21 protein-coding genes are annotated in these 23,625 nt (G+C 65.3%); 12 read left to right on the forward strand and 9 right to left on the reverse strand.

The genetic code is table 11. From position 1 onward, the window contains the following. Positions 1–235: 235 nt before the first annotated feature. Positions 236–1,339: a glycosyltransferase family 4 protein gene (locus tag GA0061099_RS25945; protein ID WP_050995922.1), complete on the reverse strand. Its 1,104-nt coding sequence runs from the start codon at positions 1,337–1,339 to the stop codon at positions 236–238. Positions 1,340–1,520: 181 nt separating this feature from the next. Here GA0061099_RS25945 and GA0061099_RS25950 point away from each other — a divergent pair, with 181 nt between their 5' ends. After that, positions 1,521–2,408 carry an aldose 1-epimerase family protein gene (locus GA0061099_RS25950; RefSeq protein ID WP_036024730.1) on the forward strand — a complete coding sequence of 296 codons (888 nt, stop codon included), beginning with the start codon at positions 1,521–1,523 and terminating at the stop codon, positions 2,406–2,408. A 23-nt stretch (positions 2,409–2,431) separates the two neighbouring features. Here the strand turns inward: GA0061099_RS25950 and GA0061099_RS25955 are convergent, their stop codons facing one another. Continuing rightward, positions 2,432–3,280 carry an MBL fold metallo-hydrolase gene (locus GA0061099_RS25955; protein ID WP_074448114.1) on the reverse strand — a complete coding sequence of 283 codons (849 nt, stop codon included), beginning with the start codon at positions 3,278–3,280 and terminating at the stop codon, positions 2,432–2,434. 247 nt (positions 3,281–3,527) lie between these two features. Here GA0061099_RS25955 and GA0061099_RS25960 point away from each other — a divergent pair, with 247 nt between their 5' ends. Next, on the forward strand, positions 3,528–4,331 hold the full coding sequence (locus GA0061099_RS25960; RefSeq protein WP_036024738.1) for a response regulator transcription factor: 804 nt from the start codon (positions 3,528–3,530) through the stop codon (positions 4,329–4,331). 68 nt (positions 4,332–4,399) lie between these two features. On the opposite strand, the gene GA0061099_RS25965 is transcribed toward GA0061099_RS25960, so the two are convergent. Beyond that, a complete protein-coding gene (locus GA0061099_RS25965) occupies positions 4,400–5,170 on the reverse strand; it encodes a transglycosylase SLT domain-containing protein (RefSeq protein WP_074448115.1) in 771 nt (256 codons plus the stop codon). 52 nt (positions 5,171–5,222) lie between these two features. After that, complete coding sequence (locus GA0061099_RS25970) at positions 5,223–6,359, reverse strand: alpha/beta hydrolase family protein (RefSeq protein ID WP_199751047.1); 1,137 nt, start codon at positions 6,357–6,359, stop codon at positions 5,223–5,225. A 164-nt stretch (positions 6,360–6,523) separates the two neighbouring features. On the opposite strand from GA0061099_RS25970, the gene pgm reads away from it, so the two are divergent. The 4 genes from pgm (at position 6,524) to GA0061099_RS25990 (ending at position 11,163) form a co-directional block, all read left to right on the forward strand. Continuing rightward, the gene (gene pgm, locus GA0061099_RS25975) at positions 6,524–8,170 is read left to right on the forward strand and encodes a phosphoglucomutase (alpha-D-glucose-1,6-bisphosphate-dependent) (RefSeq protein ID WP_036024743.1); all 1,647 of its coding nucleotides are present in this window, start codon (positions 6,524–6,526) and stop codon (positions 8,168–8,170) included. Positions 8,171–8,365: 195 nt separating this feature from the next. Then, positions 8,366–9,415 carry an aromatic ring-hydroxylating dioxygenase subunit alpha gene (locus tag GA0061099_RS25980; RefSeq protein ID WP_036013919.1) on the forward strand — a complete coding sequence of 350 codons (1,050 nt, stop codon included), beginning with the start codon at positions 8,366–8,368 and terminating at the stop codon, positions 9,413–9,415. Between the two features lie 3 nt (positions 9,416–9,418). Further along, entirely contained in the window at positions 9,419–10,171 is a 753-nt protein-coding gene (locus GA0061099_RS25985; RefSeq protein WP_036013918.1) for a GntR family transcriptional regulator, read from the forward strand. A gap of 11 nt (positions 10,172–10,182) precedes the next feature. Then, entirely contained in the window at positions 10,183–11,163 is a 981-nt protein-coding gene (locus GA0061099_RS25990) for a PDR/VanB family oxidoreductase (RefSeq protein ID WP_036024744.1), read from the forward strand. Between the two features lie 165 nt (positions 11,164–11,328). On the opposite strand, the gene GA0061099_RS25995 is transcribed toward GA0061099_RS25990, so the two are convergent. The 3 genes from GA0061099_RS25995 to GA0061099_RS26005 form a co-directional block, all read right to left on the reverse strand. Continuing rightward, positions 11,329–13,290, reverse strand: coding sequence for a putative bifunctional diguanylate cyclase/phosphodiesterase (locus tag GA0061099_RS25995; RefSeq protein ID WP_036024745.1), 1,962 nt, complete (start codon positions 13,288–13,290; stop codon positions 11,329–11,331). Between the two features lie 171 nt (positions 13,291–13,461). Further along, positions 13,462–14,322, reverse strand: coding sequence for a DMT family transporter (locus GA0061099_RS26000; protein ID WP_036024747.1), 861 nt, complete (start codon positions 14,320–14,322; stop codon positions 13,462–13,464). 72 nt (positions 14,323–14,394) lie between these two features. Next, positions 14,395–14,955, reverse strand: coding sequence for a TetR/AcrR family transcriptional regulator (locus GA0061099_RS26005; protein ID WP_478209841.1), 561 nt, complete (start codon positions 14,953–14,955; stop codon positions 14,395–14,397). Positions 14,956–15,158: 203 nt separating this feature from the next. Here GA0061099_RS26005 and GA0061099_RS26010 point away from each other — a divergent pair, with 203 nt between their 5' ends. Further along, positions 15,159–16,169, forward strand: coding sequence for a hypothetical protein (locus GA0061099_RS26010; RefSeq protein WP_225148847.1), 1,011 nt, complete (start codon positions 15,159–15,161; stop codon positions 16,167–16,169). Positions 16,170–16,180: 11 nt separating this feature from the next. Here GA0061099_RS26010 and GA0061099_RS26015 read toward each other — a convergent pair whose 3' ends face one another. Continuing rightward, the gene (locus tag GA0061099_RS26015) at positions 16,181–16,546 is read right to left on the reverse strand and encodes a nuclear transport factor 2 family protein (protein ID WP_036024749.1); all 366 of its coding nucleotides are present in this window, start codon (positions 16,544–16,546) and stop codon (positions 16,181–16,183) included. A 101-nt stretch (positions 16,547–16,647) separates the two neighbouring features. Here GA0061099_RS26015 and GA0061099_RS26020 point away from each other — a divergent pair, with 101 nt between their 5' ends. The 3 genes from GA0061099_RS26020 to hemC are packed head-to-tail and all read left to right on the forward strand — an operon-like array spanning position 16,648 to position 19,923. Next, complete coding sequence (locus GA0061099_RS26020) at positions 16,648–17,238, forward strand: TetR/AcrR family transcriptional regulator (RefSeq protein WP_074448116.1); 591 nt, start codon at positions 16,648–16,650, stop codon at positions 17,236–17,238. Positions 17,239–17,291: 53 nt separating this feature from the next. Beyond that, on the forward strand, positions 17,292–18,917 hold the full coding sequence (locus tag GA0061099_RS26025) for a GMC family oxidoreductase (RefSeq protein WP_036024751.1): 1,626 nt from the start codon (positions 17,292–17,294) through the stop codon (positions 18,915–18,917). A 25-nt stretch (positions 18,918–18,942) separates the two neighbouring features. Continuing rightward, positions 18,943–19,923 carry a hydroxymethylbilane synthase gene (gene hemC / locus GA0061099_RS26030; protein ID WP_036024752.1) on the forward strand — a complete coding sequence of 327 codons (981 nt, stop codon included), beginning with the start codon at positions 18,943–18,945 and terminating at the stop codon, positions 19,921–19,923. A gap of 264 nt (positions 19,924–20,187) precedes the next feature. Here hemC and hemE read toward each other — a convergent pair whose 3' ends face one another. Then, entirely contained in the window at positions 20,188–21,222 is a 1,035-nt protein-coding gene (gene hemE / locus GA0061099_RS26035; RefSeq protein WP_074448117.1) for a uroporphyrinogen decarboxylase, read from the reverse strand. A gap of 106 nt (positions 21,223–21,328) precedes the next feature. On the opposite strand from hemE, the gene GA0061099_RS26040 reads away from it, so the two are divergent. Then, on the forward strand, positions 21,329–21,544 hold the full coding sequence (locus tag GA0061099_RS26040) for a hypothetical protein (protein WP_036013926.1): 216 nt from the start codon (positions 21,329–21,331) through the stop codon (positions 21,542–21,544). A 175-nt stretch (positions 21,545–21,719) separates the two neighbouring features. Continuing rightward, the gene (locus GA0061099_RS26045; protein ID WP_036024760.1) at positions 21,720–23,621 is read left to right on the forward strand and encodes a diguanylate cyclase; all 1,902 of its coding nucleotides are present in this window, start codon (positions 21,720–21,722) and stop codon (positions 23,619–23,621) included. Positions 23,622–23,625: the final 4 nt, after the last annotated feature.

Here is a 23,625-nt window from a genome sequence, read left to right on the forward strand (position 1 = left end):
CCGCGTTGGAGAGCCGGACATCTGTATCCCTGTTCTGTGTTCGCTAGTGCGAAACACAGTTCCTCGAATACGTAGCGATATTGGGGCAGCGATGTGGTGATGTTGCGCCAAGGCGCTCGTGCTTGCGATCATCGCAAGAACGAAGAAGAAATTTCATGGAACCAGGCAAAGAGCCGCGAGTTGCAAACCGTTTATGCAAAAACCGTTGCGCGCGATAGGCGAACCGCGCCGTGTTTCACGCAGCGCTGGCGACGTTCGCCGGCACTGCGAGGTGATCGAGCAACGTCTTCGCCGATTTCTTCCACGAATAGAGTGCAAGGCGATCCTGTTGCCGTCGGCGTTCCTGGTCCGAGATCGCGCCGATTGCCAATCTTTCGAGCATGAGCTGCTTCAGCGCCTCGGCATCCGTGGCGTCAAAATACGCAGCCGCGTCGCTGCACGTCTCCACGACGGCGTCGGCCCTCGAGGCGATGACTGGGCAGCCGAAGATCATGGCTTCGAGCGGCGGCACGCCGAACCCCTCGTAGAGCGAGGGAAACACGAAGGCCGATGCGTGCGCATAGAGCGCGGCAATCTCGCTGTCGGTCAGACGGCCGGCCAGCACCAGGCCGGAAGCCCCTTCGCCCGAATTATCCTGAAAGACCTTGCTGTTGTCGCCGCCGACGATGACCAGGGGAACGTCGGCCCGGTCGAGCAGCTGGATGGCGCGGATCGCGACGGACAGGTTCTTGTTCTTGGTTTTCGAGCCCACGAAGAGGAAGAACTTCTGCGGCTGAACGCCGAGTCGGGCCAGGATGCCGGGATCGGGCTGCGTGGCTGCAAAGTGCTCGGCGCTGTTGGGGAAGACGGGAATGCGCGATGCCGAGAGATTCAGCACGTCCGCAAGCTCCTTGCGGGAAAATCCCGACACCGTTGCGATGCTTGCGTGCCGGGCGAGCATCCGCCCCATCGTGCGATGGACGGTCAGATAGCGCCAGTTGAAGAAGTCGGGCCTGCGAAAGACCTGGGCGTCGTGAATCACCACAATGTGGTCGCGATGGAGGACGGGTCCGGAATTGGCCAGGCTGATCAAGCGGCTCCCGGCGGCAGCGCGGGCGAGATCGATTTGATCCCACGCGTGCCCATGCAGCCGGCCGACAGCGCGAATCTTGATCCGGTCGAGATCAAGTTCCTCGCTTGCATCCGCGGGCTTCAACAATTGCCAGTCTGCGTTGCGCAGCGAGGCCGGAATCTGCTCCGACGCGAGCAGCACGTCGATCGCCTTGACCATTTCAGCGGCATAACGCTGCACGCCCGTGAGCTTTTGCGACAGAAAGCGGCCGTTGATGAAGAATTTCAATTGGGGACCACGATGGTTCATGGAGTTCCGGCCGGGTTCGCGGGGAGCTCGCGGTGGAGGAGCCGCACGTGAGCAATCGTTAGGTACAGAAATATGACGCAGCCGGGCATGGCTCGGAGGCGCCGCCTGCATGGCCCGGCGTCGCCTTGCTGCGTGCCAGGCCGGGGTGTAGAGGTCGGCCATGACCGATGACACCCACTCCTTCCGCTGCGGCTCGCTCACCGCGACCGTCAAGGCGCACGGCGCCGAGCTCTGCTCGCTGAAGGGCGGCGGCACCGAATTCCTTTGGCAGGCGGGGCCGGAATGGCCGCGTCACGCGCCGCTGCTGTTTCCGATCGTCGGGCGCCTTGCCAACGACGAATTGCGGCATCAGGGCAGGACGTATCGGATGACGCAGCACGGCTTCGCCCGCGACAGCCGCTTCGTGTGGGCAGAACGCGGCGAGAGCCGCTGCACCCTGGTGCTCGATGATAATGAGACGACGCGCGCGCTCTATCCGTTCCCGTTCCGGCTGACGGCGGCCTATGCGATCGATGAGTCCGGCCTCGATCTGACGCTCACGATCGCCAACACCGGCAAGGAGACGTTGCCGGCCTCGCTCGGCGGTCATCCCGCCTTCAATTGGCCGCTGCAGCTCGGCGCGGCGAAGGAGAGCCATGCCCTGACTTTCGCGAGCGCCGAACCGTCTCCGGTCCGCCGTCTCGAAGGTGGATTGCTGCGGCTGGCAGCGGAGCCGAGCCCGGTCAAAGGCACCTCGCTTCCCTTGTCGGACTCCCTGTTCGTCGACGACGCCATCATCTTCGACCGCATCGAGAGCACTTCGGTCCGCTATGCCGCGGCGGGAGGTGCATCGACCGGGCCATGGCTGAAAATGTCCTGGCGCGGATTTCGCGAGCTCGGCGTCTGGTCGAAACCGTCAGGCGCGCCGTTCCTCTGCATCGAGCCCTGGCGCGGCTACGCAAGTCCCGCCGGCTTTCAAGGCGAGTTTACCGACAAGCCGGGGCTGATGCACATCGCAGCCGGCGCGGAAGAGCAATTGTCGTTCCGCATCGAGGTCGGATCGTCCTGAGGCGGCGAGTTGATCGATGATGATCAGACCTCGATGCGCGTGAGATCCTCGCCGAGCACGACCGGTCCTGCATAGTCCCGCCTGACGTCATCAAGCAATGCGTTCAGCATGGCATCGTCGGTACGCGGACGGTGATGGGTCAGCGCGAGCTTCTTGACGCCGGCTCTGGCCGCGATCTTCCCGACGGTGTCGCCGCAGGCGATCGTGTATTTCGCAAGCCGGCGCAAATGCTCGTTGTTGATCTCCGGCGTGGCGAGGAAGCAGCACTGCACCAGCAGGTCGGCTCCCTCGGCCAGCCGCTCGAGCCCGTGGCAGCGGACGGTGTCGCCGGAAATAGCAATGACCTTGCCTTCCGCTTCGAAGCGATAGCCGAGACAGATCCAGCGCGCCAGAAAGGCCGCCGGCATGTCGAGGCCGTCGCCATGCGAGACCAGTTCGGCACTGATCTTCCAGCGACCGGTGTCGAGCACGGGGCCTGGAATGATGTCCGTTGCGGCGACCGGCTTCCAGCCGCCGAAGCTCGGCTCGCCCTGGTCCCGCCAGATGATGTCCTTGTCGTAGACCTGCGTGATGAGCGTGTTGACGAGCCGCTCAGTGTCCGGCGGCCCATAGATGCGGAGCTCGTCCTTGCGCCCGTGCATCCACGAATTCAACATCACATCGTAGAGATCGCCGATGTGGTCGAAATGGTGATGGGTGAGGAAGACCGTGTTGATGGCGCCGAGCGGCACGCCGGCCTTGTGAAGCTGCACCATGACGCCACGGCCGGCGTCGAACAGGATGTTCTCCTCGCCAAGCCTGATCAGCGTGGTCGTCGCCATGCGGCGCGGGTCCGGGCGCGGGCCGCCGGTGCCGAGCAGTATGACCTCCATGCGCCACCTCCGAGTGCAGGCTTTTGGAGGCACAGTAGATGCGAAGCTCACAGGGGAGCAAGCCGCAGAGCGCCGCCCGAAGTACGATCTGCTTTTCCGAAAATCGGGAGACTGCCGGCGCGACGGTGCGCGGAATGAGAATTGTGGGCCAATTCATACTTAATGTGCCAAGAGCATGACCAATATTGTTTGCGCATCACAACGCGCCTAGTATCGCGGCAGGCAATTTCGGGGGCTCGAACAGGCTGTGAATGCCCGTTCACATGACGGCGCGTTGCGCGGCGACTTGAATCTGCAGGTCGGGACGCAGGCACATGGGACCGCCAGGACGGCGGTAGCTTCCGCTCGTCCGCCCGGCCGCGAGCGGCTGATCGTCGTCGAGGACGATCCGGTGACGCGGACCATGCTGGTCGACTATTTCAGCGACAACAATTTCGACGTGGTCGGCGCCGGCACCTGCACGGAGTGCCGTCAGGCGCTGCGCGCGCGCACCGATCTCGTCTTCCTCGACGTGCAACTGCCTGACGGGGACGGCTTCGAGCTCGCCAAGGAGATCCAGGCCACCAGCAACGCGGGCATCATCTTCGTGACGCGGCGCGACACCGACGTCGACCGCATCCTCGGCCTCGAGGTCGCCGGCGACCATTACGTCACCAAGCCGATCAACCTGCGCGATCTGCTCGCGCGTGCGCGCAGCGTGCTGCGGCGTCGCTCGATTGACCGCAAGGCGGCGCGCAACCACAATTCGATCGCGTTCGGCGACTGGATCATCGACCTGACCCGGCGCGAATTGCTCGGCAACGACGGCAAGCCGGTGGCGCTGACGCGCGCCGAATTCGACCTGCTGGCGGCGCTCGTCGGCGCCGACGGCAGGCCGCTCAGCCGCGACTATCTGATCGAGGTGGTCAGCAACCGCCAGGCCGAAGTCGACATCCGCACCGTCGATGCGCTGGTGGCGCGGCTGCGCCGCAAGCTCGTCGGCAGCGGCACGCCCGTGATCGCGACCGTCACCGGCGTCGGCTACAAGCTCGCGCTCAGCGAGCGGCTGTAGCGCAAGATCCGGAAAAGCGTGCAGCGGTTTTCCGGCAAGATCATGCTCAGACAATAGCAACATCGCCGTCAGCGCGATGCGACGCGCTTCCAACGTGCTTCGATGCGCGCCTTGATCCGGCTGACCCTGGCCTCATGGGCCGCCCAATAGGCGCGGCTGGCGGCCGCGGTGCCTTGACGATAGCGGGCATAGACCGCCTTCGGCTGCACCGGCATCTTCGGGCGGCTCGCCGGTTTCACGGGCGCCGCAGCCGCAACCGCAACGGCAGCTGCAACCGTGGACGCCGGATCCGGAGCAGCCGCAGCTTCGCGCTCTCCCGGCATCGCGCTCATCGCGACAAGCCGGTTGCGGGCCCGGTTGCAATAGACCTGCGACCGCGCGCTCATCTCCACTTCGCCATGACCCGCCCGGTATTTCATCAGCGCGCGGCAGAGGTCCCCGCCCGAAAGCCGCCAGGCTTGGCTGAGATAGAGCACCCCGTAATGGATGTTGACGTCGGGTTCGGCCAGCTCCGCGCTGCTGCCGCGGAAGCCCAGCATCGCCGCGGTCTCGGGGCGCACCTGCATCAGGCCGATTTCGCCCGCGCTGCCGATGACCGCCGGGTTGTAGCCGCTTTCGACGAAGACGACCGCCTCGGCGATATCGGCCGGCAGATTGGTGCTCTTGGTTTCCCTCTCGATGATCTTCCGGATCGTGGTCCGCGACGACGGCGTTTCCCCGGCGCCGAGCTCGCTGCTGCCGTCAGCCGCATGTGCGCCGATCGGAGCCGACACGAGCAGGACGACCGCGACGTGCCTCCACGTCGCGCCGAGAATGAAGCGTGCCCAATCCCGCAGCATGGGCTTGTCATAGAGCGCCGGAGTTAACAAACCGGCCTCAGGCGTGTGTGCGTCACGGTCGCGCGCGGGCGCTCTGGTCGGTGGATCTGGCCTGCGACGGCTCCTCCAGCTGGTCATCGACCGCATAGAGCGTGCAGCTGGGCGACCATTTCATGCAGGCTGCCAGCGAGTCGCGCCGGGCCTCCTCAGTCGTCGCCCGTCCGGCGCGCCAGCCGTAGCCGCCGTTCGGCGACACCGCAAAGGCCTTGTGCGGCAGCAGGCTGGCGAGATAGCGCGCGAACTCGGCCCGCGCGGCCTCGTTGAGCTGGCGTGGCGGCGGCAGCGGATCGGGCAGGCTCAGGAGGTCATGGCCGAGCCCGCGCTCGCGCAGGAAGGCGTCGAGATACGGTGTCCATTGCGGCCGGCCCGCGACCGAATAGAGATAATGCCCGTCTTCGCCGTAAGCCGGCGCCGCGACGAACCTCGCATTGCCGCCGCCCGCGCGAAATCCGTCATGGAGCCGGCGCGCGAGGTCGGGACCGAAATAGGAATCGTTGCTGGCATAGACCCACAGCATGGGCACGTGCGAGGTCTTGCCGAAGGTGGCGAAGGCCTGCACCAGCCCATCCGGATTGCAGACATCGTCGTCGTTGCGCGAGCCGCGGCCGCCGGCAAAATTGATTGCGGCGACGAGGCCCGCCGGCGCCTGTGCGCTCAGCGCCACCGTTGCAAGGCCGCCTGCGGAATGGCCGGCCGCGATCATGCCCGATGTCGTCACGTCGCCCCGGTGCGCCATTGCATCGATCGCGGCGCGCAGATCGGCAACCGCGACGGCGGCCGCCGGCAGGTACGCGGCCTTTGCGCAACCGCCGACGCTGTCGACGCGCCCGCCCGGCGAGGTGCCGTAGCCGCGCCGCATCACCACCAGCGCCGCAAAGCCGCGCCGGGCGTATTCCAGCGCGATGCCATAATATTTGTGCGCCGACATGGTCGCGCGGTCCTCGAACTTGCGCGGCGAGCCATGGCTGAGCAGCGCCAGCGGATAGCGCTTGGTCCCGACCGGTCGGACCAGAAAGGCCTCCAGCCCCTGCGGTCCGGCCTCCGCCATCGGGATGCGCAGGTCCTCGGTGTAGAACTCCGCGGCGCGCGCCGGTGCACCGGCCAGGATGAGGCTGGCGATCAGTACGAGCAGCTTGCGCGATGGGATCATCAGACGATTCGAAAGGGCGGTGCTGCCGAGCATAGCACGAAGGCCGCTCATGGGGACTGCAGCGCCTCCAAGGAACGCCTTCCCCGTCGCGCGTGTTGTGCCCTTGGCGGGGGCTTGGCCGATGCTATGGTGTCCCGCACTCACGACAGGACGAGGGTATTCCAGTGGCTGATGTTCATCCCGCGGCGGGCAAGCAGGCCTCGCCGGACGCGCTCACCAATATTCCGCGGCTGGTGACGGCCTATTTCGCCGGCAAGCCGGATGCGTCCGATCCGGCACAGCGCGTGGCGTTCGGCACGTCGGGCCATCGCGGCACCTCGTTCAAGAACACCTTCAACGAAGGCCACATCCTCGCGACCACGCAGGCGATTTGTGATTACCGGAAAGAGAAGGGCCTGACCGGCCCGCTCTTCATCGGCATCGATACCCATGCGCTGGCCGAGCCGGCGTTGGTCAGCGCCATCGAGGTGTTCGCAGCCAACGGCGTCGAGGTCATGATCGACAAGGATGGCGGCTACACGCCGACGCCCGTCATCTCGCATGCGATCCTCACCTATAACAAGGGCCGCACCTCTGGTCTTGCTGACGGCGTCGTCATCACGCCGTCACACAATCCCCCCGAGGACGGCGGCTACAAATACAATCCGCCTCATGGCGGCCCGGCCGATACGGACGTGACCGCTGCCGTCGAGAAGTGCGCCAACGCCTATCTCGCCGGCGAGCTCGAGGACGTGAAGCGCATCGACTATGCCAAGGCGCGCAAGGCCGCGAATGTCCACGCCTACGACTTCGTCACGCCTTACGTCGCCGATCTCGGCAATGTCGTCGATCTCGACCTCGTCAGATCCGCCGGCGTCAAAATCGGCATCGATCCGCTCGGCGGCGCCGCCGTGCATTACTGGCATCCGATCATCGAGCGCTATGGCCTCAACGCCAATGTCGTGAACGAGGCGATCGACCCGACCTTCCGTTTCATGACGGTGGACTGGGACGGCAAGATCCGCATGGACTGCTCCTCGCCCTACGCGATGGCGAGCCTGATCGGCATGCGCGACCGCTTCGACGTCGCCTTTGCCAACGACACCGACGCCGACCGCCACGGCATCGTCACGCGCACCGGCGGGTTGATGAATCCGAACCATTACCTGGCGACCGCGATCTCCTACCTGTTCGCGCACCGTCCGGACTGGGGCAAGGATGCGGCGATCGGCAAGACCGTGGTGTCGAGCTCGATCATCGACCGCGTCGCCAAAAAGCTCGGCCGCAAGCTGGTGGAGACGCCGGTCGGCTTCAAATGGTTCGTCGACGGCCTCGTCACCGGCGGCTTCGGCTTCGGCGGCGAGGAGAGTGCAGGGGCCTCGTTCCTGCGCCGAGACGGCGCGGTGTGGACCACCGACAAGGACGGCGTCATCCTCGGCCTGCTCGCTGCCGAGATCATGGCCAAGACCGGCCGCGATCCCAGCCAGATCTTCAATGATCTCACCGCCGAATTCGGCATGCCGCATTACGCGCGCATCGACGTTGCCGCCACCGGGCCGCAGAAGAACATCCTGAAGTCCCTCACGCCAGAGCAGCTCGGCCTCAAGGACCTCGCTGGCGATCCGGTTCGTGCGACGCTGAGCAAGGCGCCCGGCAACGGCCAGCCCTTCGGCGGCATCAAGGTCGAAACCGATTTCGGCTGGTTCGCCGCGCGGCCGTCCGGCACCGAGGACGTCTACAAGATCTACGCCGAAAGCTTCCGCAGCCCCGAGCACCTGAAACGGATCCAGGAGGAAGCCCAGGCGGGCCTAGCCAAGGTGTTCGCGGCGTAAGTTGTTCCGAGAGGTCGCCGCTGTCTTACCCTCCCCAGGGGAGGGTAAGCGGAGCCGGAGCCGGACGCGGTCATTCCCCCGTTATGTATACAATCACGACGATAAAGGTATTAAGGTAGAGCTTATTCCATCTTGAACAATTCTATCCCTCAGCTATTGTATACATAACGTATTCATAAGCCGTGGGAGTGAGACATGACAAAACCCTTCCCCATGAACGCCTGGTACGCCGCGGCGTGGGACGCCGACGTCAAGGCTGCGCTGCTGCCGCGGACCATCTGCGGCAAGCATGTCGTGATGTATCGCAAGGCCGACGGCACGGTGACCGCGCTGGAGGACGCCTGCTGGCATCGCCTGGTGCCGCTGTCCAAGGGCCGGCTCGAAGGCGACACCGTCGTCTGCGGCTATCATGGCCTGAAATACAACGCGCAGGGCCGCTGCACCTTCATGCCCTCGCAGGAGACCATCAACCCCTCGGCCTGCGTGCGCGCCTATCCCGTGGTCGAGCGTCACCGCTACGTCTGGCTCTGGATGGGCGATCCCGCACTCGCCGATCCCGCGCTCGTCCCCGACATGCACTGGAATCACGACCCGGCCTGGGCCGGCGACGGCAAGACCATCCACGTCAATTGCGACTACCGCCTCGTGCTCGACAATCTCATGGATCTCACCCACGAGACCTTCGTGCACGGCTCCTCCATCGGCAATGATGCCGTCGCCGAGGCGCCGTTCGACGTCACCCATGGCGAGAAGACGGTGACGGTGACGCGCTGGATGCGGGGCATCGAGCCGCCGCCGTTCTGGGCCAAGCAGCTCGGCAAGCCCGGCCTCGTCGACCGCTGGCAGATCATCCGCTTCGAGGCGCCGTGCACCATCGCGATCGACGTCGGCGTCGCGCCGACTGGCACCGGTGCGCCGGAAGGCGACCGCTCGCAGGGCGTCAACGGCTTCGTGCTCAACACCATCACGCCGGAGACCGAGAAGACCTGTCATTACTTCTGGTCCTTCGTCCGCAATTATCGGATCAGTGAGCAGCGCCTCACCACCGAGATCCGCGAGGGCGTCTCCGGCATCTTCCGCGAGGACGAGCTGATCCTCGAAGCGCAGCAGCGCGCGATGGACGAAAACCCCGATCGCATCTTCTACAACCTCAACATCGACGCCGGCGCGATGTGGTCGCGCAAGCTGATCGATCGGATGGTGGCGAAGGAAAACGCCCCAAAGCACCTTCAGGCCGCGGAGTAGAACATGGCCGAGCGTGAGGTCGACCGCTCCATCTCGCAGACCGTGAAGGCGCAGCTCGCGCTGCGCGACCAGATCCTGTCGGGCGCCTTGCGCCCCGGCGAGCGCATCTCCGAGCTGCAGGCGGTGGAGACCACAGGCGCCTCGCGCACGCCGGTGCGCATGGCGCTGGTGCGGCTGGAGGAGGAGGGGCTGTTGGAGGCGATCCCCTCCGGCGGCTTCATGGTGAAGGCGTTTTCGGAGCGCGACATCTCCGATTCCATCGAGCTGCGCGGCACGCTGGAAGGCCTGGCGGCGCGCTTTGCCGCCGAGCGCGGCGTCTCTGCGCGCGAGCTCGAGCCGCTGAAGGAGTGCCTCGCTGCGATCGACGAGCTGCTGCGGCAGGTCCCGATCTCGGTCGATGCTTTCTCGTCCTACGTCGCGCTGAATGCGCGCTTCCACGCCCAGCTCACGGAGCTGTCGCGCAGCCCCCCGCTGATCCGGCAGATCGACCGCGCCTCGGCGCTGCCGTTTGCCTCGCCGAGCGGCTTCGTGATGGCGCAATCGGCGTTGCCGGAGGCACAGCAGATCCTGATCATCGCCCAGGAGCACCATCGCGTCGTGATCGACGCCATCGAGAACCGCGAAGGCGCGCGCGCCGAGGCCGTCATGCGCGAGCATGCCCGGCTGGCGGTGCGAAACCTGCGGCTCGCGCTGCGCAACCGCACCCATCTCGACCTCTTGCCGGCGCTCGCGCTGATCAAGACCGCAACCGATTGAGGGCAGTCACCATGCGCTTCATCGAGACCTGGACCCCAGCAACGCTCGTCGCCACCCGCGATCTCACCCCGAACGTCCGCGAATTCCTGATCAAGCCGGATCAGTTCGAGGCCGCGGCCTATCCGGTCGGCAGCCACATCAATGTCAGCGTCACCATCGACGGCCTGCCGGAGACGCGGTCCTATTCGCTGGTTGGCGAGGCCTCGTCGCACGGCCTCCGAATTGCTGTGCGCCGCGCGAAGGATTCCCGTGGCGGCTCCCGCTACATGTGGTCCTTGCAGCCGGGCGCGCGGCTCGACATCACCCAGCCCGCCTCGCTGCTCGCGGTGGATTGGACTCGCGAGAATTATTGCCTGATTGCCGGCGGCATCGGCATCACCCCGATCCTCGGCGCCGCGCAGGCGCTGGCGCGGCGCGGGGCGGATGTCACGCTGCATTATGCCGTACGCTCGCGCCGCGAGGCCGCCTATCTCGACGATCTCGCCGCGATGCTTGGCGATCGCCTCGTCGTTCATGCCAGCGAGGAAGGCAGCCGGCTCGATCTCGACGCGCTGTTCGCCTCATTGCCGCAAGGCACGCTGACGCTGTTCTGCGGCCCGATGCGCATGCTCGACGCCGCACGCCATGCCTGGATCGGCGCCGGCCATCCGCTCCCCGATCTCCGCTACGAGACGTTCGGCTCCAGCGGCACGCTGCCCACCGAAACGTTCAGGGTGCGCCTGAAAGACTCCGGTGTCGAGCTCGAGATCCCGCGCGAGCGCTCGATGCTCGACGTGCTCAATGCCAGCGGCTTTGAGGTGATATCCGATTGCAAGCGCGGCGAATGCGGCCTCTGTGCCATCGACGTGGTCGATGTCGACGGCGAGATCGACCATCGCGACGTCTTCTTCAGCGACCATCAGAAACAGAGCAACCAGAAGATCTGCGCCTGCGTCTCCCGCGCGCGGGGCACCATCACGGTGGACACGCTGCTGCGGGCGGATGCGGTTTAACACTGGGAAAGGTCATCGTGCCCGGGTTTGTCCCGGGCATCCACGTTCTTCCGCGTGAGGTTAGGCGTGGATGGCCGGGACATAGGCGAGCGGAAGCGACGCCGTCCTTCGGACGGCTATGCCCGGCCATGACGCTGTCGAAGCGTGAGCATCCCAAACTGGTGCTTACGCCGCGTAAATCGCCCGGTACTTCTTCGTCTCCAGCAGCGCCATCACCCCGTCCGCGGCCACCGGCCGGCTGATGAGATAGCCCTGCACCTCGTCGCAACTGATCTGCCTGAGATATTCGAGCTGGTCGGCGGTCTCGACCCCCTCCGCCACGACGCCGATCCGCAAATCGCGCGCAAGCGAGATCACCGATTTCACGATGGCCGCGCAGTCCGGCTGCACCAGCATATCGCGGATGAAGGACTGGTCGATCTTGATGCGGCTGAACGGCAGCTTGCGCAGGTAAGTCAGCGAGGAGAAGCCGGTGCCGAAATCGTCGAGCGCGAGGGTGACGCCGAGCTCCAGCAGCGCGTTCAGGACCGTCGCGGCCGAACCGTATTTCGCCAGCAGCATCGATTCCGTGATCTCGATCTCGAGCCGATGCGGGGCGATCCTGGCCTCGGCGAGCGCCTGCACGATGGTCTGGAGGATGGCCGTGTTGTGAAATTGCGCGGCCGAGAAATTCACGGCAACCCTGATGTCTTCGGGCCAATCCGCCAGCGTCGCGCAGGCGCGGCGGATGACCCATTCGCCGATCTCGTGGATCAGCCCGGTCTCCTCGGCGATTGGTATGAATTCACTCGGCGGCACCAGCCCGCGCGAAGGATGCTGCCAGCGCAATAGCGCCTCGAAGCCGGTGATCCGGTTGGTGCCGAGATCGAGGAACGGCTGGAACACCAGGAACAGCTCGTTGCGCGCAATCGCGCCTGCGAGGTCCGCTTGCAGCGCCTTGCGCTCGCGGGACGATTTGTCGTCGGCCTGTTCGAAGAAGCAGACCGTGCCCGGCCCCGCCTTCTTGGCGCGGTAGAGCGCGGCGTCGGCATTCTTCATGAGGTCGAGCGGTGTGTTGCCGTCGCGTGGCGCCAGCACGATGCCGACGCTCGTCGCGCCGACGATCTGGCGACCCTCGATCTGGAACGGCTCGCTGAAGGCCGCGACGAAGCGTTCGGCGATCTCGAGCGCATCCTCGGGCCGTGTCAGATTGGCCATCACCAGCGCGAACTCGTCGCCGCCGATCCGCGCGACGTGCTCGGCGGCGCGCGTGCAGCGTTGCAGGCGGCTGGCGACCTGGACCAGGAATTCGTCGCCGGCGGGATGGCCGAACTGGTCGTTGACCTCCTTGAAGCGGTCGAGATCGAGCAGGAGCACCGCGAATTCCTCGCCCGATAGCGCCAGCCGCTTGAGCGCGGCATCGAGCGTTTCGTTGAAGGCGACGCGGTTGGGCAGGTGGGTCAGGGGATCGAGCCGCACCGTGCGCTCGGCCTCGATCTGCCGCATCATGCGCCGGGCGAACGAGAACGAATTGACGAACACGCCGCGCAAAAGGACGCTGCCGTAGACCACGACGAGAAAGGCGATGAGGAGAAAGGCGAGATCGCCGTTCTGGCCGAGGCAGATGGCGATGCCGAGGAAGATCGGCGCCGTGAAGGCGATCGCCGCGATCGGAATGGTGGCGAAGGCGAGCGCGCCGCCGGCCAGCATGCCCGCGCACAGGCAGGTAATGACGAGCTGGCCGCCGCTGGAAGCGTCGGCGAAGAAGGCGACCGGGACGATGCCCCAGGCGGCGCCGAGGATGAAGGCGTTGCGCACCAGCCGGTACATCGCGCGACGCGAGACGAATTGCGGCTTGGTGATGCGGCGCGCGACGTGGGATTGCAGGCCAAATCCGATCGCGGCGGCGGCGACAGCCGCCGCCCAGATCAGGGCGGGCATCCTGTCCGGCGACTGCCACAGCGCGATGGCGAGCACGATGGCGTTGCAGGCATTGGCCAGCATGATGCCGACCGAATAGCCGAGCACCAGCGACATCTGCTCGGCGCGGATATGCCCGGCCACGGCCTCGTCCGTTGCGGGACCGCCAAAGGCCGACAGATCGCCGGCGAACAGCCGTGCGACATAGCTGGTCGTTTGAGTCCGCATTCAATAGCCTAGCAGCACGGGCCGTTCTTTTCGGCTCGATCCGGAGAATTCGCCGTAAACCTTTGACGAACTATGAATTATCCCCGCTTGCCGCGCCGGCCGCGACCACTTCTGCGTGCTCTTCACGCAGTATCGATAACAAATCGATACAAATGCCCGACAGGCCGGACATCAAAGGGGGCGGGGGCGCGGTCTCAGCTGGGCGATGGCGACCCCGGAGATCGCGAGCAGTCCGCCGACGATCAGCTTGGGCGTAAGCCGGTCGCCGAGAAACAGTACGCTCGAAAGCAAGGCAAACACCGGAAGTAGCAGACCGAAGGGCGCGACGCGCACCATCGAGCAACGGGCGATCAGCCAGAACCAGAGGCCAAACCCGACAATTCCCCCGGCGAAGATCGTGTAGGCGAGCGCCAGCCAGCCAAGTTCGCCCGCCGTCACAAGGCTCGCCGCTTGTCCATGTTCAAGGAGCAGCGACATCAACATGACCTGCGGTACCGTGAGCAGCGAGGACCACCCCATCAACATCAAGGGATCGAAGGGGCCATAACGCTTCGTCAAGACGTTGGACACCGCGAAGGCGAAAGCCGCTCCGACTACAAGCAGCAGCGGAAGCGGGTTGGCGGACTGGTCAGGCTCCGCTGCCAACACCGTCACGCCGACGAAAGCAAGCATCACTCCGGCGCAGGTGGCGAGTGACGGTCTCTCCGCGAGCAGCAGCCATGCGAGCAGGACGGTGAAGGGCGTGGCGAGTTGGTATGCGACGGCCGACATGCTTCCCGAGCCGAGCCCAAGGCCAACGTAGAACAGCCCGAAATTCAGTCCACCAAGGAAGAGCGAAATAGCTGCGACAGGGCCGAGCTGTTGACGCGTGGGCCTGTCCACGAACGGAACAAGCAGCAGCGCAATGGCCAGAAAGCGCAGTGCGAGGAAGAAGAGCGGTGGAAACTCCGCAACGCCCACTTTGATGGCCACGAACTGATAACCCCAGATCAGGGGAACGGCGATCGCGCAGACGATCTGGATGGCAGACATGGCGGATGTCCTTTTTAAAGACCGATCAGTCCAAATATGGGCGCACCATCAGCGCAGGCGTCACGGGGTTGCTTACCTGACGAAACGACCGATGAGAGCGTCGACGGCCGCTTGCGATGTGGTCCGTGCCGGTGCCGTCTTGCCGACCACGCGCAGCCCTTCAACGAAACAGACGAGAACCCGGGCGGCCGTTGCGGGCTCAACACCATCGGCCAACCTGCCCGCCGCTTTCGCGCGGGACAGTGCATCGGTCACTTTGGCCTCCATCGCCTTGAAGAAGCCCGCAACGCGTCGACCGACGTCGGCATCTCCGCCAGCCAATTCCATGGCCGTGGCCACCAGGAGACATCCGCGCCGGCCGTTGCTTCCGCTGGTGCGCTCGACGTAGCCGGCCAGGCAGGCCCGCAGGCCGTCGACCGGATCGTTTCGGGGGTCGAATTCGCCATCCATCCGCGCCAAGGCATCCGCGATGTAACGATCGAGCGCCCGCAAGAACAGCGAATGCTTGTCACCGAAAGCGGCGTAGAGGCTGCCCCGCGACAGCCTGGTCGCGCGCAGGAGATCGGGCAGCGCCGTGGCGTGATAGCCGCGCGACCAGAACACATCCATCGCGCGTTCGACGGCAGCGTCCACGTCGAAACTTCGCGGCCGGCCACGGGGCATCGGCGTTGCAGTATTTTGCCTCATGCCGATATATAGACCGATCAGTCATTAAATGACAAGCCCAAGCTCCGGGGATCATCAGCCTCCTATCCGGACCTCAACACCGGAATCTGCGCTGATGTTTTCTTCTCGTCAGCGGATCGAGACGCCCCCTCGATCGCGTGATACGTTTCGTGGACCGGCAGGCCACCGTGCGCCGCGTCGGCACCGGATGCGTTCGAAATTCCGAGGGCCTGTCCATGAGCGAGCCTTCAGCCGATGTGTCGGCAACGGTCGAATACACGATGGACAAATGGCGGATGGACCGGGTCCCCTGGGCCCTGTGGGCTTGCGTCGCCGGCCTTGCGATCGCGGTTCACGCCGAGAGCCGTGGCCAGAATGGAGCGGTTTTGGCAGTCGTCTATGTGGCTCTGCTGGGGCTGGCATTCGCAGGCTATGCCCTGACGAGCCTGATCGGGCGGGCCGGCCTGCCCTTGCTGCTTGAGTTGTTGATCGGTGTCCTTGTCCTGATCATCGTCTCCGGCGTGATCGGTGTGATCAGCGTGTTGGTCGGCGGGCCAAGCGGCCGCTCCAGCTATGTCGGCACCATGCCCAGTCTCTATTGGACTCATCTCGTGAACCCATCGCTGAACGTTTTCGGCTGGATGTTGCTCTATCTGGGTTTCGGATGGATCGCGTTTTCAGCTTACCGGCACTTCTACGCGGATCGGGCGGTCGTCTCCATGTCTTCCGCGGGCATCCACTTTCACAGGCCATGGCTCAAGGGTCTCTTCATTCCCTGGCAGGAGGTGCGCGGGGTGGGCCATCTGGTCGTTCCCGGCATCTCGGGGGTGCCGTATGTCAGTCCATACGCTGCGGCCGTCACGGTCGGTCAAAACTTCTATGAGCAGCATATCGCCCCGAAGCGCAGCTTCTTCTCGCCACCCGGGGCCGAGGCCATGTTCCAGCCGAAAGGCGAGGCGATCCAGGTGGTGCTGAGCAGCGCCGACATGGCGGTCAAAGCGGAAGATTTTCTCGAGCCTGCCGAGGCGCGGTGGAAGACATTTCGGGATCAACCGGCATCGCCATCCCAACGCGGCGGCACCGTCTTCTACGGACGGTGGTCGATCGATGGCTCTCGGTGGCAGGCCGTTCAGTTTCTTGCGCCTCTCGTCGGTCTGGCCGTGGTCATGCTGTACCGATAGGGTAATCCCGCTCAGCGTCCGAGTTGCTTCGGATCGTAGAAGAAGCGCTCCTCGATGATCTCATTGCCTCGCCAGGTCTGCCATGCGATCTCCTCCAGCGTCCGCGTCGCGCCCTCGGCGTCGGTGAAGGAGAACTTCCAGCGGCTGGCGACGACGTCGCCATCGATCAGGCTCGGGCCGAGGCGCACGGCCGTGACCTCCTTGAACGCCGCCAGCACGCCGCGCTCCTTATCCGCGAGCTTGTCGCGCCCGACCACCGGCGCGGCGAGGTTCTCATAGGTCGCGGTATCAGCGGTGTAGTAGTCGAGGATCGCGCCGACGAAGTCGCCATCCTCCAGTCGCTTCGTAAAGGCTTCGACGATCTCACGGCTCGGCATGGCGACCTCACAATTTAAAACCGACTGATAGTCGGTAATTACCGACCGATAGTCGAAAAGTCAACTGGCCGGCTCTCGCGAATTCGACTAGACGAGAGCTTATGGCCAAACAGGCGGAGCGGCGGGCGGCGACATCGGAGGCGATCCTGACGGCGGCGCGGCGCCTGTTCGGGACGCAAGGCTTTGCCGCGACCACTATGGACGACATTGCCGAAGGCGCTTCGGTGGCCAAAGGCGCGGTCTATCATCACTTCAAGACCAAGGAGGCGGTGTTTGAGGCTGTGTTCGACCAGGTGGCGCGCGACCTCGTTGCCGAGATCGACCGCACGGCACGCGCCGAGAAGGACGTGCTCGCCGCCATGGTCGCCGGCACCCAGCATTACTTTGCCGCGACCGCGAAGGGGCCGACCGGCCAGATCATTCTGCGTGACGGGCCGGCCGTGCTCGGCTGGGAGCGCTGGCGCGAGATCGACGCGCAGCACTTTGGCGGCAAGATGCCGCGTGCGCTCTCCGCCGCGATGGAGGCCGGCCTGATCGCGCGGCAGCCGGTCGAGCCGCTGGCGCGGCTGCTGCTCGGCGCGGTGACGGAGGCCGCGGTCGCCTGCGCCGGCCGCGCCGATATCGCCAAGGCCGGCGCGGAATATGCCCGTGCGTTCAAGTCGCTGGTCGAGGCGCTGCGCGTCAAGGCCTGAGTGTGCTACTCACAAACTCGAAACGCCCGCTCTCACAAGAAGAACAGTAGCGCATGAACGCAAATTCCGCCCTCACACCCACCGATCCCGAATTCGACTACATCATCGTCGGCGCCGGCTCCGCCGGCTGCGTGCTCGCCAACAGGCTCTCGGCGAACGGCAAGTACAGCGTGCTGCTGCTCGAGGCCGGCCCGAAGGATTCCAACATCTGGATCCACGTCCCGCTCGGCTACGGCAAGCTGTTCAAGGAGAAGAGCGTCAACTGGATGTACCAGACCGAGCCGGAGCCGGAGCTGAAGGGTCGCCAGGTGTTCCAGCCGCGCGGCAAGACGCTGGGCGGATCGAGCTCGATCAACGGCCTGCTCTATGTCCGCGGCCAGCACGAGGACTACGACCGCTGGCGCCAGCTCGGCAACACCGGCTGGGGCTATGACGACGTGCTGCCCTATTTCAAGAAGGCCGAGAACCAGTCGCGCGGCGCCGACCAGTATCACGGCACGGGCGGGCCGCTGCCGGTGTCCAACATGATCGTGACCGATCCGCTGTCGAAGGCCTTCATCGACGCTGCCGTCGAGAGCGGTCTGCCCTACAATCCTGATTTCAACGGCGCGACCCAAGAAGGCGTCGGTCTGTTTCAGACCACGACGCGCAACGGCCGGCGCGCCTCGACGTCGGTGGCCTATCTCGGTCCCGCGAAGGCGCGCAGCAATCTGAAGATCGAGACCTCCGCCCACGCTCAGCGCATCCTGTTCGAAGGGCGCCGAGCCGCAGGCGTCGAATACCGGCAAGGCGCCACCTTGCGCCGCGCCCGCGCGCGGCGGGAAGTCGTCGTGTCGAGCGGCGCCTACAACTCGCCGCAGCTGCTTCAGCTCTCCGGCGTCGGGCCCGGCGATCTCCTGCGCAAGCATGGCATCGAGGTGGTGCTCGATGCTGCCGGCGTGGGGCATGATCTGCAGGATCACATGCAGGTCCGCATCGTCATGCGCTGCTCGCAGAAGATCACGCTCAACGACACCATCAATCATCCGCTTCGCCGCACCATGGCCGGCGCACGCTATGCGCTGTTTCGCAAGGGATGGCTGACGATCGCAGCCGGCACGGCGGGCGCCTTCTTCAAGACCAGTCCGCGCCTCGCCTCGCCCGACATCCAGGTTCATTTCCTGCCGTTCTCGACCGACAAGATGGGCGAGAAGCTGCACGATTTCTCCGGCTTCACCGCTTCGGTTTGCCAGCTCCGTCCTGAAAGTCGCGGTTCCCTCCGCATCAAGAGTGCCGACCCGGCCGTGCCGCCGGAAATCCGCATCAACTACATGTCGACCGAGACCGATCGCACCACCAACGTCGAGGGCATCAAGATCTTGCGCAAGATCCTGAACGCTCCGGCGCTGAAACCGTTCGTGGTCAGCGAGTACGACCCCGGCGCGGAGGTATCTTCGGATGCCGAGATCCTGGATTACTGCCGCGAACGCGGCAGCACCATCTATCATCCGACCTCGACCTGTCGTATGGGCAATGACGCGCTCGCGGTGGTCGATCAGCGGCTGAAGGTGAGGGGACTCGAAGCCTTGCGTGTCGTCGACGGCTCGGTCATGCCCGATCTGGTGTCAGGGAACACCAATGCGCCAATCATCATGATCGCCGAAAAGGCCTCCGACATGATATTGGAGGATGCGCGTTAGTTTCGCGCTTTGAAAGGATCCGGACTTGGCTACGCGACTGAAGATCGGCACACGCAAGAGCGCCATGGCGCTGGCACAGACGGAAGAGATTGCGCGCCGCCTGACCGCCGCGGTGCCCGGTCTCGACGTCGAGATCGTGAAATTCGATACCACGGGCGATCTCGACCAGACCAGCAAGCTGCTGCCGCATGGCGGCAAAGGCGGCGCCTTCGTGGCGCAGATCCGCGCCGCCGTGCTGTCGGGTGAGCTCCAGGCGGCGATGCATTCGTTAAAGGACATGCCTGGTAACGAGGACACGCCGGGTCTCGTCATCGGTGCCACGCTGTCGCGCGATCCGCCTGGTGATGCGCTGGTGCTGCGCGAGGATGTGACGCTGGAGGCGCTGCGGCAGTCCCGCGGCAAGGGTTTCAAGATCGGCACCAACGCGGTGCGCCGTGCAGCCTATGCGCGGCGGCTGTTCCCTGATGTCGAGGTGATCCACTTCCGTGGCGCCGCCGACACGCGCGTGCGCAAGCTCGACAATGGCGAGAAACAGCGCCTGCCGGATGGCGGCGCTGTGGGGCCCGCCGATGCGCTGATCATGGCGCGCTCGGGCCTCGATCGCGTCGGCCTGTCCCACCGCATCGCCTACGAATTCACAGCAGTGGAGATGTTGCCGGCGGCAGGGCAGGGCATCGTCGCGGTCGAATGCGCCGCGCAGGATTGGCAGACGCGGCAGATCCTGTCGTCGATCGACGACTCCGCTGCGCACGCCTCCGCCGACGCCGAGCGCGAGGTGCTGTGGGTGCTCAACGGCCACTGCAATTCACCGGTAGCGGGCTTCTCGACCATCACGGGCGATCGGATGTCGCTCACCGCCTCGGTGCTCGATCTCTCCGGCAACACCATCATCGAAGCCTCGCATACGGGGCCGGCCAACCGTCCGCGCGAGCTCGGCCGCGCGGTGGGATTGGACCTGCTGACGAAGGGTGCGGCGGAGATCATCGAGCGCAGCCGGCCGCGGTAAGCATGCCGAAATCACGATCTCTGATGATGTCATTTTGCACCTGTTTTGCCCGACAAGTCAAAACGCACGGGCGAGTCATGCCCGCCTAATATTTTCAACGACTTGCCTACTGTGCATGGGGTTGTTTTTCGCACTTTTTGCAAGACCCGATCACAACGGCTCGTCATGCCCGGGCTTGTCCCGGGCATCCACGTTCTTCGCGTCGCATGGCAAGGCGTGCATGGCCGGGACAAGCCCGGCCATGACGACGTGGATAGACGGCCCTCACCCCCGCACGCGCCGGATCATCTGCTCGACATGGGCGATCGGCGTCTCCGGCTGGATGCCGTGGCCGAGGTTGAAGATCAGCCGCCCGGCAGCAAAATTGGCCAGCACGTTGTCGACCGCGCCATCGAGCGCGGCGCCGCCCGTGATCAGCACCAGTGGATCGAGGTTGCCCTGCACCGCGACCTTGCTCTGCACCCGCTCGCGGATGAAGGCGGGCTCCGCGGTCCAGTCGATGCTGACGGCATTGACGCCGGTCGCTTCGACATAGCCGGGCAGTTGCGCGCCCGCACCGCGCGGGAAGCCGATGATCTTCGCGTCCGGCACTTTGGCCCTTACGCCCTCGACGATGCGCCGCGTCGGCTCGACCGACCAGCGCGCGAACTCGGTCGGCGGCAGCACGCCGGCCCAGGTGTCGAAGATCTGCAACGCGTCGGCCCCGGCGTCGAGCTGTGCCAGCAGATACTGAATCGAGTTGTCGACCAGGACGTCGATGATCTGCGAGAAGGCTTCCGGATGCCGGTAGGCCATCATCCGGGCCGGCGCCTGGTCCGGCGTGCCGTGGCCTGCGACCATGTAGGTCGCCACCGTCCACGGTGCGCCGCAGAAGCCGATCAGCGCGGTCCTGGGATCGAGCGCGCCGCGCACGATCTTCAACGCGTCGAACACCGGCTCGAGCTTGCCGAAATCTGCGTGCGGCGCCAGCGTCGCCACCTTGGCCGGATCGTCCAGCGGCTCGAGCCGCGGGCCCTCGCCGACCTCGAACCGCACCGAACGTCCGAGCGCATAGGGAATCACCAGGATGTCGGAGAAGATGATCGCCGCATCGAAACCGAACCTTCGGATCGGCTGCAGCGTCACCTCGGCGGCAAGCTCCGGGTTGAAGCAGAGATCGAGGAAGCCGCCCGCCTTGGCGCGCACCTCGCGATATTCCGGCAGGTAGCGCCCGGCCTGGCGCATCATCCACATGGGCGGGACAGCTTGGTGCTGGCCGGAGAGGACGTCGATGAAGGGTTTCGTCGAAGACTGGGGCACGAATGGTCCTGAAGCAGGTTGTGCCTCCTGATACACCGCCGCGGCCCGCAGCGGAACAGGGGAACCTGGATGATCGGGCCGCGTTGACCAGGCAATGGAGGAGATCATGGCTGAGACATTCAATCCCGCGCCGCACGACAAGCACGCCGAGGACCTGCGCGAGGCGCTCGCTGCCGATCGGCAGTCCAAGCTCGACGACGGGCTGAGGGACACGTTCCCAGCGTCCGACCCCGTGAGCGTGGCGCAGCCGACGCCCTCGAAGGCCGACGCCGATGCCGAGCATCCTTCGCTCTGGGCCAAGGTCAAGGCCATCTTCAGCTAGCGGCGGCGGGCGCCGGATTCCGATCGGCCCGCTAATGTCTTGTTAGCGATGCACCGATCGCCGCGTCCGTAAGACTACTGGAAAGGGCGGAAACCGCCGCGTAGTCCGGTAGCGATTTCAGAATTAAATAACAGAAGCGGCAGAGGTTTTCCGAACGATCGGAGAACCCTGCCACATGAGCGCTACCCAACGAGCCGGATGGAGCCGCCTGCCGCTGCGCGCGGCGGCCTTCGTGGCGCTGACCTGCGCGACGATCCTCGGCGTCAGCGGTTGGCGTGAATGGACGGCACGCGATGCGGTGCTCAAGGCCGCCGAGATGGAGATGGCGAACGTGGCCCGTTCGCTGACCCAGCATGCCGAAGACAGCCTCGATCTCCTGGATTCCGGTGTCGTCGGCGTGGTCAGCCGGTTGGAGATGGACGGCACCGCACCGGTCACGATCGCGAAGCTGCGCACCTTGCTGGATGTGCGCAAGAAGGCGATCGAGCGCATTCACAGCCTCGCCATCATCGACGATCAGGGCAACTGGCTGACCTCACCCGGTACGATCGGCACGACCTTCAGCGACGATGCCTTCTTCCGACATCACCAGCTCTCGCCGAAGCGCGAGGCCCATGTCGGCCGTCCCGTGAAGAGCCTGCTGGACGGCGAATGGGTCGTCACCCTGTCACGCCGCTTCAGCAAGCAGGACGGCAGCTTCGGCGGCGTGGTGCTCGCGACCATCAGCTCGAACTATCTGTCGCACTTCTACAAGCAGTTCGAGATCGGCCGCAACAGCTCCGTGTCACTGGCGCATGGCGACGGACTGATCGTCGCGCGCAATCCCAGCAACGAGACATTCGTCGGGCGCAGCGTCGCCGACAAGCCGTTGTTCCGCGAGCCGAGCCTGCAACGGCCGAGCGGCGCCCATCATTTCACCTCGTCGCTGGACGGTGTCGAACGCGTCAGCTTCTTCAATCGCAGCGGTCGGTTCCCGCTCCTCCTGCTCGCCACCGTCGACAAGGACGAGCTGCTCGCGCCGTGGCGCGCGGCGGCGATCTCCCGCATGCTCTACGTGTTCGCGCTGGTGATGCTGATCGCAGTCATCGGCGGCGTGCTGGTGCGGCAGTTGCAGCGCGGCCAGCGCATGGCTGTCGCGCTGACCGAGACGGAGGCGCATTTCCGCCTGCTCGCCGAAGGCTCCAGCGACATGGTGACGCGGATCGGCCTCGATGAGCGACTGCGTTATGTCTCGCCCTCGTCGGTCCGCATCGTCGGCTGGCGTCCCAATCAACTGGTCGGTTCGCCGGCCCTCGCGGGTATCAATCCGGAGGACCTGCCGGAAGTCCAGGCGATCGTCGACGCGATGAAGCGCGGTGAGAAGGAGGAGGCGCGTCTCACCTACCGCAACTCGCATCGGCAGAACGGCGAGATCTGGCTCGAATCGACCATGCGGGTGACGCGCAAGGACAATGGCCAGGTCGATGGCGTGGTCGCGATCTCCCGCGACATCACCGAGCACAAGAGGCTGGAAACCAGGCTCGAGACGCTGGCAATCGAGGACAGCCTCACCGGCCTTGCCAATCGCCGCCGCTTCGACGAGCGCCTGAAGGAGGAATGGGCGCGTGCCTATCGCGACCGCTCCAGCCTTGCTTTGCTGATGATTGATGTCGACCACTTCAAGGCCTACAACGACGAATATGGCCATCCCGCGGGCGATGCCTGCCTGCGCCTGATCGCCAAGATCATCGCGGCCGAAGCGCAGCGCGCCGGCGATCTGGCGGCGCGTTACGGCGGTGAGGAATTCGCCATGCTGCTGCCGAACATCGATGCCGCCGGCTGCGCCCGGATCGGCGAACGGATCCGCAACGCCATTCACGAGGCCGGCCTCGCGCATGGCAGCAATGAGGCGGCTGGATGCGTCACCGCTTCGCTTGGCGGCGCAGCCTGCCGGCCGGCGTTCGAACGAACCGCGGGGGTCGCTGCGCTGGTCGAAGCTGCCGACCGGGCGCTCTATGCCGCCAAGGCCGCAGGCCGCAACCGCCTGGTGATGTCCGGCGAGGTCATGGATCTGCTGCCCAAGGCGTCCGGCCAGTAACACC

Source organism: Bradyrhizobium yuanmingense (assembly GCF_900094575.1).
In the GTDB taxonomy this organism is placed as follows: domain Bacteria; phylum Pseudomonadota; class Alphaproteobacteria; order Rhizobiales; family Xanthobacteraceae; genus Bradyrhizobium; species Bradyrhizobium yuanmingense.